This is a genomic window from Streptomyces sp. NBC_00647 (assembly GCF_045207245.1).
GTDB lineage: Bacteria > Actinomycetota > Actinomycetes > Streptomycetales > Streptomycetaceae > Streptomyces.
Genome location: NZ_CP109040.1, coordinates 6,978,550 through 6,995,244 on the forward strand (window position 1 = coordinate 6,978,550; position 16,695 = coordinate 6,995,244).

Genomic DNA, 16,695 nt, shown 5'->3' on the forward strand with positions numbered 1-16,695 from the left:
TGCCGGACCGCCGTTCGGCCCCTCCACGGTCATACGAGACTGTCGCGCCATGCCCGGTGCAGGTCCGCGAACCGCCCGGTGCCCGCGACGAGTTCGGCGGGCGTGCCGTCCTCGACGATCCGCCCGTGCTCCATCACCAGCACCCGGTCGGCGATCTCCACCGTCGACAGCCGGTGCGCGATGACCACCGCCGTACGGCCCCGCAGCACCGTCGACATCGCGCGCTGCACGGCCCGTTCACCCGGGATGTCCAGCGAACTGGTCGCCTCGTCGAGGATCAGGACGGCCGGGTCGGCCAGCAACGCCCGTGCGAAGGCGACCAGTTGGCGCTGACCGGCGGAGATCCGGCCGCCGCGCTTGCGGACGTCCGTGTCGTAGCCGTCGGGCAGGGCGTCGATGAAGTCGTGCGCGCCGATCGCCTTCGCGGCCTGCTCGATCTCCTCACGGGACGCCTCGGGACGGCCGATCGCGATGTTCTCGGCGACCGTGCCCGAGAACAGGAAGGCCTCCTGGGTCACCATCACCACCCCGCGCCGCAGCTCCGGCACCGACAGGTCGCGCAGATCGACGCCGTCGAGCAGGACCCGTCCGTCGGAGGGGTCGTAGAACCGGGCGAGGAGCTTGGCCAGCGTCGACTTGCCGGCGCCGGTCGAGCCGACCACGGCCACCGTCTGACCGGCGGGCAGTGTGAGCGAGAAGGCCGGCAGGACCTCCCCGCCGGTGCGGTACGCGAAGCGGACCTCGTCGAAGACGACCTCGCGTCCGGGGTGTTCGGAGGCGAGCGCCGGCAGCTGCCGCGGCACGGAAGGCTCCGGCACGGACGGCTTCTGGGCCAGCAGACCGGCGATCTTCTCCAGCGAGGCCGCCGCGGACTGGTAGGAGTTCAGGAACATGCCGAGACGGTCGATCGGGTCGTAGAGCCGGCGCAGATAGAGGACCGCCGCCGCGAGCACTCCGAGCGCCAGCGAACCCGAGGCCACCCGGTAGGAGCCCCACAGCACCATGCCCGCGACCGCCGTGTTGGCGACGAGACGGGAGCCGATGACATAGCGGGCCATCTCCAGCAGGGCGTCGCCGTTCGTCTTCTCGTGCCGCCGGTTGAGCACCCGGAAGTCCGCTTCGTTGGCGGCTTCCCGGCGGAACGCGCGCACCGGCCGGATGCCGTTCATCGTCTCCGCGAACTTCACGATCACCGCGGCGATCGTCGTCGAGCGGACGGCGAAGATCCGGCCCGCGCGGTGCTGGTAGCGGCGGATCAGCAGATACAGCGGCACGAAGGAGACCACCGCGACCGCGCCCAGGCCGGCGTCGAGCCAGAGCAGCATCGCCGAGATGTAGACGAAGGACAGGATGACCGTGACGAGTTCCTGGAGGCCCTCGCTGAGGAGTTCGCGCAGCGACTCGACGTCCGTCGTGGAGCGGGAGATCAGCCGGCCGGACGTGTAGCGCTCGTGGAAGTCGATGCTGAGCGCCTGGGCGTGCCGGAAGATCCGGCCGCGCAGGTCGAGCAGCACGTCCTGGTTGACCCGGGCCGAGGCGGTGATGAACGCGTACTGAAGACCGCCCGAGGCCGCCGAGCACAGCAGATAGGCGACGCCGACGGCGATCAGCGGCCCGTGGTCGTCCTGGCGGAACGCGGGCACGGCGCGGTCGATGGCGTACGCCACCAGCAGCGGGCCCGCCTGCACCGCGGCCTGCTGGAGCAGCAGCAGGACGGTGGTCACGGCCACCCGGGCCCTGAGCGGGGCGAGCAGCGAGCGCAGCAGTGTCGCGGTCGCGCCCGGGGGAGTGGGGAGGGCGTCGCGGTCGAAGGGGTCCTGATACGGCTCGGGTTCTCCGGCCGCCCGGCCCTTCCCCCGCCCGCCGCCCGGTTCCTCCTCCGGGCGCTCGTCCGGTCTCCCGGTCGATCCCCCGTACGGTTCCTCGTTCGGGTCCTTGCCCGGCGCGGTGGCCGTGGGCGCCGCCGTCATCGGCCGTCCTCCTCTGCACCCGACATCAGGTGGGCGTACTCGGCGTGCGTGCGCAGCAGTTCGTGGTGGGTGCCGACCGCCGCGACACGGCCGCCGGAGAGCAGGGCCACGCGGTCGGCCAGCAGGACGGTGGACGGGCGGTGCGCCACGATCAGCGCGGTCGTCTCCGCCAGCACCCGGCGCAGGGCGGCCTCGACCGCCGCCTCGGTGTGCACGTCCAGCGCCGACAGCGGGTCGTCGAGCACCAGGAAGCGGGGCCGGCCGACCACCGCGCGGGCCAGCGCGAGCCGCTGCCGCTGCCCGCCGGAGAGGCTGAGACCCTGCTCGCCGACCTGCGTCGCCGTGCCCTGGGGCAGCGCGTGCGTGAAGTCGGCCTGCGCGACGGCGAGGGCACGGTCCAGCTCCGCCCGGCCGGCGGTCTCCGCCGCGCCCATGAGGACGTTCTCGCCGACGGTGGCCGAAAAGAGGGTGGGCTCCTCGAAGGCGACGGCGACGAGCTCGCGCAGCTCCTCGCGCGGCATCCCGGTGATGTCCCGGCCGTCCAGGGTGATCCGGCCGGACGTCACCTCGTGCAGGCGGGGGACGAGCGCGGTGAGCGTGGTCTTGCCGGTGCCGGTGGCGCCGACGAGGGCCATGCTCTCGCCGGGGCGGATGTGCAGATCGATGTGGACCAGGACGGGCGGCGTGTCCGCGGGGGCGTCGGGGTAGCGGAACTCGACACCGTGGAACCGCAGTCCGCCGTCGGCCTCCGGTGCACCGGTCGCGGACACGGGTCCGGCCAGGGGCGCGGCGGCGGACGTCACGGGGACCGGCTCGCGGTCCGTCGTGGCGGTGGTGGCCGGTCCCGGCTCCTGGGCGGGTGCGGACGTGCCGGACCGCGCCGGTGCCGGTTCCCGGGCGGGGCCCGGGACGACGGCCGACTCCGGGGTCGCGTCCATGACCTCGAAGTACCGCTCGGTGGCCGTCGCCGCCTCCTGGCTCATCGCGAGGAGGAAGCCGATGGAGTCGACGGGCCAGCGCAGGGCGAGCGCGGTCGACAGGAACGCGACCAGCGTGCCGGCGGAGAGGTGGCCGTCGGCGACCTGGACCGTGCCGAGGACGAGGGCGGCGCCGATGGCGAATTCGGGCAGCGTGACGATGACGGCCCAGATGGAGGCGAGCAGCCGGGCCTTGACGAGCTCCGTGCCGCGCAGCGTCCGGGACAGGTCGCGGAAGGCGCGCGCCTGGCTGCGATGGCGTCCGAACCCCTTGATGATCCGGATGCCGAGCACGCTCTCCTCGACCACCGTCGTCAGGTCACCGACCTGGTCCTGCGCCCGTCGCGCCACCTCCGAGTAGCGTCGCTCGAAGAGCCAGCAGACGATCATCACAGGGACGGCGGGGGCGAGCAGTACCAGCCCGAGGGTCCATTCCTGGGCCAGCATGATGGCGATGCCCGCGGAAATCGTCACGGCGTTCACCAGCAGGAAGGTCAGCGGGAACGCCAGGAACATGCGGACCAGCATCAGATCGGTGGTTCCCCGGGACAACAGCTGGCCCGAGGCCCAGCGGTCGTGGAACGCGACCGGCAGACGTTGCAGATGCCGGTACAGATCGGCCCGCATCGCCGCCTCGACCCCGGCCAGCGGCCGTGCCACCAGCCACCGGCGCAGCCCGAACAGACCGGCCTCGGCGATACCGAGGAGCAGCAGAAACAGGGCCCCGAGCCATACGCCCGCCGGATCGTGCCCGGCGACCGGACCGTCCACCATCCACTTCAGGATCAGCGGGAACACCAGCGCCATGCAGGACGCGACCACCGCGACGAACGCCGCGCCGAACAGCCGCGCCCGCACCGGCCGTACATACGGCCACAGGCGCAGCAGGCTGCGTACGGTCGAACGGTCGGGGTGGTCCTGGGCGGCTGCATCTGGTGGTGTGGGCATCAGGGGCGAGCCTACGTTTCACCACTGACAGTGCCCACCGAGTTTTCGGCGCACCTGAATCGTTCGAGGGCCCGTGAGCGGCCGGCGACCGGCCCGTGAGCGGCCTGCGGCGGTCCCGCGGCCGGCACCGGGCCGGGCGGGCGGGGGATCCGACCGGACCGCTCTCAGCAGACCTTCAGCAGCAGTACGGACCGCGGCGGCACCGTGATCGCCGTCCCCGCCCGGTGCACGACCCCGGGTGCCTCGGACTGTTCCTCCCGCGAGGTGTCCACGACCACCTCGTAGCGCGCGGCCCAGGGAGCGCCCGGCAGGTCGAAGGAGGCCGGCCGGTCCCCGGCGTGCAGCACGGCGAGGAAGCTGTCGTCGACGACCGGTGTGCCCCGGGCGTCACGGCCGGGGATGTCCCGGCCGGACAGATACATGCCGAGGGTCGCGGCGGGCGCGTACCAGTCCCGTTCCGTCATCTCGGTGCCCCGCGCGGTGAACCAGGCCAGGTCCCGCAGTCCGTCGGCCGAATGGGCCCGTCCGGAGAAGAACGCCCGGCGGCGCAGCACGGGATGCTCGTGCCGCAGCGCGATCAGGCGCGACGTCAGCTCGAACAGCGCCCGCCAGCCCGGGTCGTCCAGCTGGGACCAGTCGACCCAGCTGATCTCGTTGTCCTGGCAGTAGGCGTTGTTGTTGCCCCGCTGGGTCCGCCCGAACTCGTCCCCGGCGACCAGCATCGGCACCCCGGTCGACAGCAGCAGCGTCGTCAGCAGATTCCTCAACTGGCGCCGCCGCAGAGCCTGTACGCGCTCGTCCTCGCTCTCGCCCTCCGTCCCGCCGTTCCACGCCCGGTTGTCGTCGGTGCCGTCCCGGTTGCCCTCGCCGTTGGCCTCGTTGTGCTTGCGCTCGTAGGACACGAGGTCCCGCAGGGTGAAGCCGTCGTGCGCGGTCACGAAGTTGACGGAGGCGTACGGGCGCCGTCCGCCCCAGGCGTACAGGTCGCTCGACCCGGACAGGCGGTAGCCCAGATCCCGTACGTCGGGCAGCGCACCGCGCCAGAAGTCCCGGACGGCGTTGCGGTAGCGGTCGTTCCACTCCGTCCACAGGGGCGGGAACGCGCCCACCTGGTAGCCGCCGGAACCGACGTCCCACGGCTCGGCGATCAGCTTGACCCGGCGCAGTACGGGATCCTGCGCGATGACGGCGAGGAACGGCGACAGCATGTCGACGTCGTGCATGGACCGGGCCAGGGCGGCGGCCAGGTCGAAGCGGAAGCCGTCGACGCCCATCTCGGTCACCCAGTAGCGCAGCGAGTCCGTGATCAGCCGCAGGACCTGCGGCTGCACGACGTGCAGGGTGTTGCCGCACCCCGTGTAGTCCGCGTAGCGGCGGGCGTCCGACTGGAGCCGGTAGTAGCCGCGGTTGTCGATGCCGCGCAGCGACAGCATCGGGCCGAGTTCGCCTGCCTCCGCGGTGTGGTTGTAGACCACGTCGAGGATGACCTCGATCCCGGCCGCGTGCAGCGCGCGCACCATCCGTTTGAACTCGCCGACCTGCTGGCCGGTCGTGCCGGAGGCGGCGTAGCCGGCGTGCGGGGCGAAATAGCCGATCGAGTTGTAGCCCCAGTAGTTCTTCAGGCCCCGGCGCAGCAGATGGTCCTCGTGGGCGAACTGGTGCACCGGCAGCAGCTCCACCGCCGTCACCCCGAGGTTCACCAGGTGCTCGACCGCGGCCGGGTGCGCAAGGCCCGCGTACGTGCCGCGCAGGTCCTCGGGAATCCCCGGGTGCAGACGGGTGAATCCGCGGACGTGCAGTTCGTAGATGACCGAGTCCGCCCACGGGGTCTTCGGGCGGTGGTCGTCCGACCAGTCGTCGTCGTCCTGGACGACGACGCCCTTGGGGACGAAGGGTGCCGAGTCGCGGTCGTCGCGCACGGTGTCGGCGACCTGCTGCTGGGGCCAGTCCCGGACGTGTCCGTACACCTCCGGCGGCAGACTGAAGTCGCCGTCCACTGCACGGGCGTACGGGTCGAGGAGCAGCTTCGCGGGGTTCCAGCGGGCGCCGGTCCACGGGTCCCAGCGGCCGTGCACCCGGAAGCCGTAACGGCGGCCGGGGAGCACTCCGGGGACGAAGCCGTGCCAGATCTCGTGGGTGAGTTCGGTGAGCGGGACGCGCGTCTCGGCGCCTCCCTCGTCGAAGAGGCACAGGTCGACGGCCTCCGCGCCGCCCGCCCACAGGGCGAAGTTGGTGCCCGTCGTGCCGTCGGGCCCGACCCGGAAGCGTGCTCCGAGCGGAGTCGGGGCACCCGGCCACGCGGAGACGGGGGGCGCCGCCGGGCGCCGTGCGCCGTTCAGCGCGGGAGCGGCCGGCTGCGCCGCCGGCTCCGTGGACGGCGGTGCGGCGGCGGACTGCCCCACCGGGTCCACGGCGGTCTGCGCGGGCAGCCCGCCGCCCGCGGCGCGTCCCTCGTGGACCGCCTCCTGCTCGGGTGCGCTCGACACCGGTCAGCCTCCCACGGCTCGTGGAACGACAGGAAAAAGGGTGCACGGCGTCCCGGCCGCAGCTCCTTGTCGCGTCGTCCTCCCCACTGTTCTGCCCAGAGCGTGGCTCGCACTCACGTTTCCCCGGAGGGGCGGCGTCGTTGGGTCCCTTGTGAAGCACGTACAGACGCGCGCGCGGCGCGCAGGGGCCGCGCTGGCCGCCGTACTGACCTGGGCCGGCCTGCTGGCCGGAGCCTCCGGCTGTACCTCCGACGGGATCTCGAAAGGGATCGGTGAGGCGTTCGGCAAACCACGGTCGCCCGAGGACGTCATCCACGTCTCGCCCGACGACAAGACCAAGGGCGTACGCCCGCAGGAGACGATGCAGGTACGGGTGCCCAGCGGGCGCCTGGAGTCCGTGAAGGTCGTCAAGTCCCAGGACGCGCAGGAGTCCCCGGTGCCGGGGCACATCACCGCCGACGGGCTGACGTGGAAGCCGGACGACGCGCGGCTCGCGCTGGCCGCCAAGTACACGGTCGACGCGGTGGCCCTGGACGGGCAGGGGCGGCGCTCGGCACGGCACACCACGTTCACCACGGCCGTCCCCGACGAGCGGTTCATCGGATACGTCACGCCGGAGAACCGGTCCACCGTCGGCACCGGCATGATCGTCTCCCTCGAGTTCAACCGCGAGATCGAGAACCAGGCCGCAGTCGAGCGCGCCATCCACGTCCGGGCCCGGCCGGCGGTCACGATCCGCGCGCACTGGTTCGGCAACGGCCGCGTCGACTTCCGCCCCGAGGGGTACTGGAAGCCGGGCACGAAGGTCACCGTCGCTCTGCGGCTGCGCGACGTCGAAGCGGCACCGGGTGTGTACGGACTCCAGTCCAAGACCTTCTCGTTCACGGTCGGCCGCAGCCAGCACTCCCTCGTCGACGCCCGCGCGCACACCATGGAGGTACGCCGCGACGGCAACCTCCTCGCCACGGTGCCGATCACGGCCGGGGCGCCCAAGACGACGACGTACAACGGGAAGATGGTCGTCACGGAGATGCTCGAGGTGACCCGGATGAACAGCCGCACGGTCGGTTTCGGCGGCGAGTACAACATCCCGGACGTGCCGCACGCGATGCGCCTGACCGACTCCGGAACCTTCCTGCACGGCAACTACTGGGCGCCGGACGCCTTCGGCAACACCAATGTGAGCCACGGCTGCGTGGGCCTGCGGGACGTGAAGGGCGGCAGCTCGGCCACCCCGGCCGGCTGGTTCTTCGACCGCAGCCTCATCGGGGACGTCATCGAGGTCGTCCACAGCAAGGACAAGAAGGTCGCCGCCGACAACGGGCTCGGCGGCTGGAACATGGGCTGGAAAGCATGGAAAGCGGGTGGGGCGGTGAACTAACCCGATATACGGGTATGCGCACTATGGACTCCAGTCGCGCCCCGTACGGCCGAAGTTGGGACTGAACGGTGACCTTCCCGGGGATCCATCGCTCCAGGTCGTGTGATTAATTAGCGCGATACGCGCGTGGGACGCGCTGGAGTGCGGGCCTGATCAGGCCGTGCGAGGGGAGAACAGCTTTGAACGGGCGACCGATATCGGGGGCGTCGGTTGGCGCGCGGACACACACGAGCAAGGGAATTCTGGCACTGCTGCTGGGAGTTCTGCTGCTCGCCGTGACCGCCTGCGGCGGGGGAGGGAGTTCGGACCAGGAGTCCGGCTCGGGTGACGGCAAGGGCAAGGGCTCCAGCGCCACGGCGGACACCAAGTCCTCGCAGGCCGTGGTGACCATCGCCCCGAAGGACGGCGCCGCCGACGTGAAGACCAGCGGTGCCCTCAAGGTCACCGCGGCCAAGGGCAAGCTGACCGAGGTCGAGGTCAAGGACACCAAGGGCAACGCGGTCGAGGGCAGCATCACGGACGAGGGCGCCACCTGGACGCCCTCCACCCACCTCGCCGCGGCCACCAAGTACAAGGTCCACGCGGTGGCCAAGGACTCCGGCGGCCGTGAGGCGGCCGAGGAGTCCGCGTTCACCACGCTGACCCCGAAGAACACCTTCGTCGGCATCTACACGCCCGAGGACGGCTCCAAGGTCGGTGTCGGGATGCCGTTCACGATCCACTTCACCCGTGGCATCACGCACCCCGAGGACGTCGAGAAGGCCATCACCTTCAAGACCGAGCCGGCCGTCGACGTCCAGGGTCACTGGTTCGGCAACGACCGCCTCGACTTCCGCCCCGAGGAGTACTGGGCGGCCGGCACGAAGGTCACCGTCTCCTTCAACCTCGACGGCGTCGAGGGCCGTCCGGGCGTCTACGGCAAGCAGGCCAGGACGGTGAAGTTCACGATCGGCCGCAGCCAGGTCAGCACCGTCGACGCCAAGAAGCACAAGATGGTCGTCAAGCGTGACGGCAAGGTCCTCAAGACCATCCCGATCACCACGGGCAAGCCGGGCTACGACACCTGGAACGGCCAGATGGTCATCAGCGAGCGCCTCAAGGTGACCCGCATGAACGGCGAGACGGTCGGCTACGGCGGCGAGTACGACATCAAGGACGTGCCGCACGCCCAGCGCCTGACCAACTCGGGAACGTTCATCCACGGCAACTACTGGGGTGGCGGCGCCTTCGGCAACTACAACGCCAGCCACGGCTGCATCGGCCTGCGCGATGTGCGCGGCGGCTACGACGGCAAGGTGCCGTCGGCCTGGTTCTTCGACAACTCGATGATCGGCGACGTGGTGGTCGTGAAGAACTCCAACGACAAGACGGTCGCCCCGGACAACGGCCTCAACGGCTGGAACATGTCCTGGTCGGACTGGACCAAGTAACCGGTCTTCGCAACGGTCCTCGGCGGGCCGGGTGTGCTGTGACTCAGCACACCCGGCCCGTTGGCGTTAACGGCCACTAACCTGATCCCATGACTGTGCATCTCGAAGTGGCCGAAGGCGTGGGAACCATCCGCCTGGACCGCCCTCCCATGAACGCCCTGGACGTCGCGACGCAGGACCGTCTCAAGGAGCTCGCCGAGGAGGCCACGGCCCGGGCGGACGTCCGCGCCGTGGTGCTGTACGGCGGGGAGAAGGTGTTCGCGGCGGGCGCGGACATCAAGGAGATGCAGGCCATGGACCACGCGGCGATGGTCGTGCGGTCCCGGGCGCTGCAGGAGTCCTTCACCGCCGTCGCCCGCATCCCGAAGCCGGTCGTCGCCGCCGTCACCGGATACGCCCTCGGCGGAGGCTGCGAACTGGCCCTCTGTGCCGACTTCCGCATCGCCGCGGACAACGCCAAGCTGGGCCAGCCGGAGATCCTGCTCGGCCTGATCCCCGGTGCGGGCGGCACCCAGCGGCTGTCCCGGCTGGTCGGCCCCTCCAAGGCCAAGGACCTCATCTTCACCGGCCGTATGGTCAAGGCCGACGAGGCCCTCACGCTCGGCCTGGTCGACCGGGTCGTCCCCGCCGCCGAGGTGTACACCGCCGCGCACGCCTGGGCCGCCCGGCTCGCGCAGGGCCCGGCGATCGCACTGCGCGCCGCGAAGGAATCGATCGACGCGGGCCTGGAGACGGACATCGAGACCGGACTGACCATCGAGCGGAACTGGTTCGCGGGCCTGTTCGCGACGGAGGACCGGGAGCGGGGCATGCGGAGCTTCGTGGAGGAGGGACCCGGCAAGGCGAAGTTCCTCTGATCAACTCGCAGTTGACGCGATGTCTTACCCGGCGTCCCCCGATGCGACGGTTTATGTCAGCCTTAAGGCAGCCTTAAGCCCACCTTGTCGGGGGGCTTTGGCGATTGCCCTCGACCGGCCTGTTCCGGCAGGTCGGAAGGGCTGCCGTCACCCCCGAACTGCCTCCGGCATATGCCGATCGGAACGTTCGGAATGTCGTGTTCCGGGGGGCGTATTCCTCCGGAACGGCCCCGAAGGGAGCTCTTGGCGGCCATGATGGGGGGCATGGCGGGGCTGGAGGGTATCGAACAGCCGCGGCGGCACGGAAGTGCGACCGCGGCGCGCTGGACGCCTGCGGTCGAGGACGAACGGGCGCTCAAGGCATTGGAGTTGTTCGGCAATCCGGCCGAGGCGGAGGTTCCGTTGCCGTCCCGCCCGGAGTCCGCGGCCACCGCGCGGCGGCTCGCCCAGGTCGTGGTCCTGCGGAACTGGGGCCTGTCCCCGAAGATGACGGAGGACGCGGTCTTACTCGTCTCCGAACTCGTCGGCAACGCCGTACGTCATACCGGCGCCCGCGTCTTCGGACTCCGTATGCGCCGCCGCCGCGGCTGGATCCGTATCGAGGTCCGTGACCCCTCCCGCGGCCTTCCCTGTCTCATGCCGGTCCAGGAAACGGACCTGAGCGGCCGGGGCCTCTTCCTCGTCGACAAGCTCTCCGACCGCTGGGGCGTCGACCTGCTGCCCCGCGGCAAGACCACCTGGTTCGAAATGCGCGTCGCCGAACGCTGAACCGTCTCGCCGACGGCCGAACCCTCTCTCCGTACGCGGAACCCTCTCGCCGTACGCGGAACCCTCTCTCCGTACGCCGAACCCTCTCTCCGTACGCGGAAACCCCGGCCGCGTGGCAGCCGGGGCTTCTGGGGTGTCGCGGAACGAATTGGGGTGTGAACCGCGCCACCGGCGACAACCAGGGCCCGGGTCAATGGGTGGAGGTCGCGACGTCGACTATCGCAGACCCGGCCGACTGATCCAAAAGCGGGGGATCTTGCTCCGCTCACGGGCCCCGCCCGGACTCGCGCGCCCCCGCGCCCGGCGGTGCGAAGCGACCCGCACCACCACCCGGCCGGACCAATCGCCGGTTTTTCGGTCGATTCACCCTTAAATGGTCCGGTGACCACGCCCGCCGAAGACCACGCAGCCCCCGCCCCGCCCCGGCGCGCGGCCCTGCTCACGGGACTCGCGCTCACCGCAGGAACGCTCACCGCCGGAGTCACCGCAGGCTGCTCCACTCCTCGAGCCACCCACCCCCGCCCTCTCACCACACCCCCGGCCGCACCCTCCGCCGCCGCGACCGGCGGAGCCCCCGCACTCGCCCCCGCCCCGCGCCGCTACCCCGCCCAGCCCGCGGAAATCACCCACGGCTCCCGCACCCGACCGTCCAGAGTGGCCCTCACCTTCCACGGTCAGGGCGACCCCGCCGTCGCCGACTCGCTGCTCGGCGAGGCCGAGAAGGCCGGCGCCCGGGTCACCGTCCTCGCCGTCGGCACCTGGCTGGACGAGCACCCGGGCCTCGCCCGCCGCATCCTCGACGGCGGCCACGACCTCGGCAATCACACCCTCCGTCACCTCGACATCAACGCCATGTCGCGGACGGACGCGGCGGCGGAGATCCAGGGCTGCGCGGACCGCCTGAAGCGGCTCACCGGCTCGATCGGCACCTGGTTCCGGCCGTCCCGCAGCCCCCGGGCCTCCCCGCTGGTAGCCCGCCTCGCCCGCGAAGCGGGCTACCCGCACACGCTCTCCTACGACGTCGACTCCCTCGACTACACCTCGCCGGGAGCCACCGCCGTCACCCGCAACGTCCTGGCCGGAGTCGGCCCCGGCTCCATCGTGAGCCTGCACTTCGGCTACGCCGACACGGTCGCCGCCCTCCCCGCCCTCCTGCACGAACTCGACCGCCGCGGCCTGCGCGCGGTCACCACCACGGAGCTGCTGAGCTGATGCTGACGCCATCCTCCCCCCTGCACCGCGTGCTGACCGCCGGCGCCGCCCTCACCACGCTCGCCGTCCTCGCGGGCTGCGGCGCCCCCTCCCGGGACCACGCCGACGAAGCCCTCGGCAGCAAGGCCGCCGTCCAGCCCGCCCCGGCGAAGAAGAAGACGGTCCAGGGCCTGCCCGGCATGCCCCCGTTGCTGGACCCGACGGACGTCTACGCCGCCGACCGGCCGAACCGGCTCTCCCCGGTGGTCAAGGACTTCCCGTCCCGCGTCTATGTGCCCAACACCAACTCCAACACTGTTTCGGTGATCGACCCGAAGACGTACCGGGTCATCGAGACGATCCCGGTCGGGGCTCAGCCCCAACACGTCGTCCCCTCCTGGGACATGAAGACCCTGTGGGTCAACAACGACAAGGGCAACACCCTCACGCCCATCGACCCGAAGACCGGCAGGGCGGGCAAGCCGGTCGACGTGCACGACCCGTACAACCTCTACTTCACGCCCAACGGCAAGTACGCCGTCGTGATGGCCTCCCTCGACCGCGAACTCGTCTTCCGCGACGCGCACACCATGAAGCGCGTCAAGACGGAACCGGTGAGCTGCTACGGCGTCAACCACGCCGACTTCTCCCCGGACGGCCGCTACTTCATCGTGTCCTGCGAGTTCAGCGGCGAACTCCTCAAGGTCGACACCGAGCGGATGAAGGTGATCGGCCAGCAGAAGCTGCCGTTCCACGGAGCGATGCCGCAGGACGTGAAGATCTCCCCGGACGGCAAGAAGTTCTACATCGCCGACATGATGGCCGACGGGGTGTGGGTCCTGGACGGCGACAAGTTCACCCAGCCCACGCTCCTGCACACCGGCAAGGGCACGCACGGCCTCTACGTCAGCCGGGACTCGCGCGAGATGTACATCTCCAACCGCGGCGAGGGCACCATCTCCATTTTCGACTTCACTCAGGACCGTCTCACCAAGAAGTGGCGCCTGCCAACCGGGGGCAGCCCCGACATGGGCGGCGTCTCGGCGGACGGCAAGGTTCTGTGGCTCTCCGGCCGCTACAACGCGGAGGTGTACGCCATCGACACCCGCACCGGCGTCCAGCTCGCCCGTATCCCCGTCGGCAGCGGTCCCCACGGCCTCGCCGTGTACCCCCAGCCCGGCCGCTACTCGCTCGGCCACACCGGCATCTTCCGCTAGGACGGAGCCTGTTGAATGCCACGGCTGACACGCCGTCGTACGGGTGACGGTCCATGGCCCGTCGCCGCGGAACCGCGATCGTGCTCCCCATGATCACAACTCGCCCGCGGCGGCGGGCCGCTGCCGTCGCCCTGTCCCTCGCGGCCGTTCTCGCGACGACCGCCGCGACGCCCGCCGCTCCCGCGCCCGGGGCGGCCGCGCCCGTCTGCCCTCAGTTCGCCGACCCGCTCAAGGCCGCCGCCGACCGTCGCGTGGACGTCGACCGCATCACGCCGCAACCGGTCTGGCGCAAGACCTGCGGCACCCTGTACCGCGCCGACACCCGCGGCCCGGCGACCGTCTTCGAGCAGGGTTTCTACCCGAAGGACGTCGTCGCCGGGCAGTACGACATCGAGAGCCACGTCCTGGCCGACCAGCCCTCGCCGTACGTGTCGACGACGTACGACCACGACCTCTACAAGACCTCGGACAAGTCCGGCTTCCACTACTACATCGACGCTCCCGGCGGTGTGGACGTCAACAAGACCGTCGGCGACACGCACCGCCGGGCCGGCCAGGTGGAGGTCGCGTTTCCCGGCGGGATCGCGCGCCAGTACGTCATCGGCGTCTGTCCGGTCGACACGAGGACCAGGACCGAGATCATGAGCGACTGCGTGAGCAACCCGAACTACGAGCCCTGGCACTGACGGTCCGCCACGGGCACGCAGGCGTCAGTACGCCCTGAGATCAGTACGCCCTGAGATCAGTACGCCCAGAGGTCAGTACGCGCTGAGGTCAGTACGCGCTGAGCAGCGCCTCCGCTCCGACGGGACGGTAACCGGCCGACTGGAACGCCCGCAGACTGCGGGCGTTCCCCGGCGACACCTGCGCCCAGACCGGCTCGTCGGCGAGGTGGAGCGCCGCCGACGCGAGCGCCCGGCCCAGCCCCCGGTGCCGTACCTCCTCGTCCACCTCGACCGCGATCTCCAGGCGGTCCCCGATCCCGCGCCCGAGGACGAGGACCCCGCCGTCCGCCGCCCACGCCCGCACGCCGTCGCGCCGCTTGCGGGACCCGGCGACCCGGGGATGACCGGGGTCGTCGAGCTCCGTGAGCGCGAGGCCCGGCGGGCCGGGGAGCGGCGTGCCGACGGACAGCAGGTCGATCGTGTCGTTCGACCGCCCCGTCCGCTCCATGAACGCGGCGAGGAACCGGGGATTCATGGTGGCGGCGAGCGCGTCGCAGGGGACGGCCTCCAGCGCCGCGCGCACCCACCCCTCGTCCTCGTCGGTGAAGACGACGGAGTGCGCGGTGAAGGCGAGGACCCCGGCGTCGCGGGGGGAGTGCTGGGGTACGACGGTGGTGGCGCCGTCGGGCGGCGGGAAGACGCCACGGGCCGCCGCGTCCAGAATGTCGCGCAGAGTGCCGGGCATGACCGTCCCTCACCGCTTGAGTCTCCACCGACTGGAAGGCCCAGACTCGCAGACATGATCGAAGACGGCACCGGCCTTTTCACCATCGGGCGCCTGGCCCGCAGCACCGGCCTGTCCGTCCGCACCATCCGCTACTGGTCGGACGAGGGCGCGTTGCCCCCGGTGGCACGGTCCGCGGGCGGCTACCGCCTCTACGACGCCGGGTCCGTGGCCCGCCTGGAGCTGATCCGCACCCTGCGCGAGCTCGGGCTGGGGCTCGACGCCGTGCGCCGGGTGCTGGCGGGCGAGACGACGGTGGCGGAGGTGGCGGCCGCGCACGTGGCCGCGCTGGACGCGCAGATCAGGTCGCTGAAGGTGACCCGGGCGGTGCTGTCGACCGTGGCGCGACGCGGCTCGACCGCGGAGGAGATGACACTCATGAACAAGCTGGCGCGGCTCTCGGCCGCCGAACGCGGGCGGATCATCGACGACTTCATGGAGGAGACCTTCGGAGGCCTGGACACCGCGGACCCCGACATCCGTACCCGGATGCGGTTCAACATCGGTGATCTGCCGGACGATCCGTCCCCCGAGCAGGTGGACGCCTGGGTGGAGCTGGCCGAGCTGATCCAGGACCGGGGCTTCCGCGCCCGGATGCGCGCGATGATCGAGTTCAACGCGGCGGACCGGGGGCCGGACGTGGCACCGGGCACGTCCCTGTGGTTCATGAGCCGGCTGGTGCAGCTGGCGGGCGAGGCGCTGGAGCGGGGCGTCGACCCCGCGTCGCCGGAGGCGGACACGGTGCTGAGCGGGCTCCTCGGCGACGCCGACCGGGCCGCCGTGCTGACGCGCATGGAGTCCGCGGCACACGCCGAGATGGCCCGCTTCCGGGAACTGAGCGCGCTGGTCCGCGGCCTGGAGCCGCTCTCGGCGCACCGCGAGGAGTTCGCCTGGGTGGTCGCCGCACTGCGCGCTCGCGCGGACCGTTAATGTGACCTCCGTACACAAGGCAGCAACGCACGCAGTGATGCACGACGAAGGGGCGGATCGGTGGCCGACATCGAGGAAGCACGCAAGCAGTTCGAGCGGATCGATACGGACGGTGACGGGTTCATCACCGCAGCCGAGTTCAAGTCCGCTCTCGCCCAGGGCGGCGACTGGAACGTCACCGAGTCGGTGGCGGAGGCCGTCATCGCCAGCCGCGACCTCAACGGCGACAAGCTCCTCTCGTTCGACGAGTTCTGGGCCCACCTGAACAAGTGACGTCTGCCGAAGGGGCGTCCACCGGTCATCCGGCGGGCGCCCCTTCGGCGTGCACGGTCACCCGGACGCGGCACGTCCCGGAATAGGGCGTCCGCCTCCGGGGTTGGTGATGCCCATCAGGAGCATCAACCCCGGAAGGGTCTGTCTCTCATGAAGATCGGCATCATCGGCGCGGGCAACATCGGCGGCAACCTCACCCGGCGGTTCACCGCCGTCGGTCACGAGGTCTCCGTCGCCAACTCCCGCGGCCCCCACACGCTCACCGAGCTCGCCGAAGAGACCGGGGCGACCCCCGTCACGGTCGAGGAGGCGGCACGGGGCGCCGACGTCGTGATCGTCACGATCCCGCTCAAGGCCGTGCCGAACCTGCCGGACGGCATCCTGGACGGGGCCGCCGAGGGCGCCGCCGTCATCGACACCGGCAACTACTACCCCCAGCAGCGCGACGGCAGGATCGCCGGGATCGAGGACGACGGCCTCACCGAGAGCCGCTGGACCGCCCGGCAGATCGGCCACACGGTCGTCAAGGCCTTCAACGGCACCTACGCCCAGGACATCCTGGACCGCGCCCGTCCGGCCGGTGCCCCCGACCGCATGGCCCTCCCGGTGGCCGGCGACGACGAGGCGGCGAAGCGGCGCGTGCGCGACCTGATCGACGAGATCGGCTTCGACACCGTCGACGCCGGCGGCCTCGACGACTCCTGGCGCCAGCAGCCCGGGACCCCCGTCTACGGTCTCCAGGAAGGCGTCGACGCGGTGACGAAGGCGCTGGCGGAGGCGTCCCCGGAGCGCACGCCCGACTTCCGCGGATAACCGCC

The 16,695-nt window shown here is 71.1% G+C and carries 14 protein-coding genes; 10 read left to right on the forward strand and 4 right to left on the reverse strand.

Annotated features, from left to right (window positions below):
- Window positions 1-29 precede the first annotated feature (29 nt).
- The 3 genes from OG788_RS30845 to glgX all read right to left on the reverse strand — a co-directional run bounded on the left by OG788_RS30845 (window position 30) and on the right by glgX (window position 6,381).
- Entirely contained in the window at window positions 30-1,970 is a 1,941-nt protein-coding gene (locus OG788_RS30845; RefSeq protein WP_406374567.1) for an ABC transporter ATP-binding protein, read from the reverse strand.
- Window positions 1,967-3,895 (reverse strand): ABC transporter transmembrane domain-containing protein, encoded by a 1,929-nt coding sequence (locus OG788_RS30850; protein WP_406374568.1) that lies wholly within the window; start codon window positions 3,893-3,895, stop codon window positions 1,967-1,969. Before OG788_RS30850 ends, OG788_RS30845 begins: the two co-directional genes overlap by 4 nt.
- Before the next feature lie 164 nt (window positions 3,896-4,059).
- Window positions 4,060-6,381 carry a glycogen debranching protein GlgX gene (glgX, locus tag OG788_RS30855; protein WP_406374569.1) on the reverse strand — a complete coding sequence of 774 codons (2,322 nt, stop codon included), beginning with the start codon at window positions 6,379-6,381 and terminating at the stop codon, window positions 4,060-4,062.
- Window positions 6,382-6,532: 151 nt separating this feature from the next.
- On the opposite strand from glgX, the gene OG788_RS30860 reads away from it, so the two are divergent.
- The 7 genes from OG788_RS30860 to OG788_RS30890 all read left to right on the forward strand — a co-directional run bounded on the left by OG788_RS30860 (window position 6,533) and on the right by OG788_RS30890 (window position 13,911).
- Window positions 6,533-7,762, forward strand: coding sequence for an Ig-like domain-containing protein (locus OG788_RS30860; protein ID WP_406374570.1), 1,230 nt, complete (start codon window positions 6,533-6,535; stop codon window positions 7,760-7,762).
- Window positions 7,763-7,941: 179 nt separating this feature from the next.
- Entirely contained in the window at window positions 7,942-9,192 is a 1,251-nt protein-coding gene (locus tag OG788_RS30865; RefSeq protein WP_406374571.1) for an Ig-like domain-containing protein, read from the forward strand.
- Between the two features lie 89 nt (window positions 9,193-9,281).
- Window positions 9,282-10,049, forward strand: coding sequence for an enoyl-CoA hydratase-related protein (locus tag OG788_RS30870; protein ID WP_356758048.1), 768 nt, complete (start codon window positions 9,282-9,284; stop codon window positions 10,047-10,049).
- Between the two features lie 264 nt (window positions 10,050-10,313).
- Window positions 10,314-10,817: an ATP-binding protein gene (locus tag OG788_RS30875; RefSeq protein WP_406374572.1), complete on the forward strand. Its 504-nt coding sequence runs from the start codon at window positions 10,314-10,316 to the stop codon at window positions 10,815-10,817.
- A gap of 381 nt (window positions 10,818-11,198) precedes the next feature.
- Window positions 11,199-12,029, forward strand: a complete 831-nt coding sequence (locus OG788_RS30880; RefSeq protein ID WP_406374573.1) for a polysaccharide deacetylase family protein — start codon at window positions 11,199-11,201, stop codon at window positions 12,027-12,029.
- Window positions 12,029-13,225: a YncE family protein gene (locus OG788_RS30885; protein WP_406374574.1), complete on the forward strand. Its 1,197-nt coding sequence runs from the start codon at window positions 12,029-12,031 to the stop codon at window positions 13,223-13,225. Before OG788_RS30880 ends, OG788_RS30885 begins: the two co-directional genes overlap by 1 nt.
- Window positions 13,226-13,314: 89 nt before the next feature.
- Entirely contained in the window at window positions 13,315-13,911 is a 597-nt protein-coding gene (locus OG788_RS30890; protein WP_406374575.1) for an ADP-ribosyltransferase, read from the forward strand.
- Between the two features lie 88 nt (window positions 13,912-13,999).
- On the opposite strand, the gene OG788_RS30895 is transcribed toward OG788_RS30890, so the two are convergent.
- Window positions 14,000-14,635: a GNAT family N-acetyltransferase gene (locus OG788_RS30895; RefSeq protein ID WP_406374576.1), complete on the reverse strand. Its 636-nt coding sequence runs from the start codon at window positions 14,633-14,635 to the stop codon at window positions 14,000-14,002.
- Between the two features lie 54 nt (window positions 14,636-14,689).
- On the opposite strand from OG788_RS30895, the gene OG788_RS30900 reads away from it, so the two are divergent.
- The 3 genes from OG788_RS30900 to OG788_RS30910 are packed head-to-tail and all read left to right on the forward strand — an operon-like array spanning window position 14,690 to window position 16,690.
- Window positions 14,690-15,604, forward strand: a complete 915-nt coding sequence (locus OG788_RS30900) for a MerR family transcriptional regulator (RefSeq protein ID WP_406374577.1) — start codon at window positions 14,690-14,692, stop codon at window positions 15,602-15,604.
- A 60-nt stretch (window positions 15,605-15,664) separates the two neighbouring features.
- Window positions 15,665-15,877, forward strand: coding sequence for an EF-hand domain-containing protein (locus OG788_RS30905; RefSeq protein ID WP_351541800.1), 213 nt, complete (start codon window positions 15,665-15,667; stop codon window positions 15,875-15,877).
- A gap of 27 nt (window positions 15,878-15,904) precedes the next feature.
- The gene (locus OG788_RS30910) at window positions 15,905-16,690 is read left to right on the forward strand and encodes an NADPH-dependent F420 reductase (RefSeq protein WP_406376891.1); all 786 of its coding nucleotides are present in this window, start codon (window positions 15,905-15,907) and stop codon (window positions 16,688-16,690) included.
- Window positions 16,691-16,695: the final 5 nt, after the last annotated feature.

Bases quoted from the DNA above. Each gene is read 5' to 3' on its own strand.
- OG788_RS30845 (WP_406374567.1), bottom strand. From the start codon at position 1,970: ATGACGGCGGCGCCCACGGCCACCGCGCCGGGCAAGGACCCGAACGAG.
- OG788_RS30850 (WP_406374568.1), bottom strand. From the start codon at position 3,895: ATGCCCACACCACCAGATGCAGCCGCCCAGGACCACCCCGACCGTTCG.
- OG788_RS30870 (WP_356758048.1), top strand. From the start codon at position 9,282: ATGACTGTGCATCTCGAAGTGGCCGAAGGCGTGGGAACCATCCGCCTG.
- OG788_RS30875 (WP_406374572.1), top strand. From the start codon at position 10,314: ATGGCGGGGCTGGAGGGTATCGAACAGCCGCGGCGGCACGGAAGTGCG.
- OG788_RS30885 (WP_406374574.1), top strand. From the start codon at position 12,029: ATGCTGACGCCATCCTCCCCCCTGCACCGCGTGCTGACCGCCGGCGCC.
- OG788_RS30890 (WP_406374575.1), top strand. From the start codon at position 13,315: ATGATCACAACTCGCCCGCGGCGGCGGGCCGCTGCCGTCGCCCTGTCC.
- OG788_RS30895 (WP_406374576.1), bottom strand. From the start codon at position 14,635: ATGCCCGGCACTCTGCGCGACATTCTGGACGCGGCGGCCCGTGGCGTC.
- OG788_RS30900 (WP_406374577.1), top strand. From the start codon at position 14,690: ATGATCGAAGACGGCACCGGCCTTTTCACCATCGGGCGCCTGGCCCGC.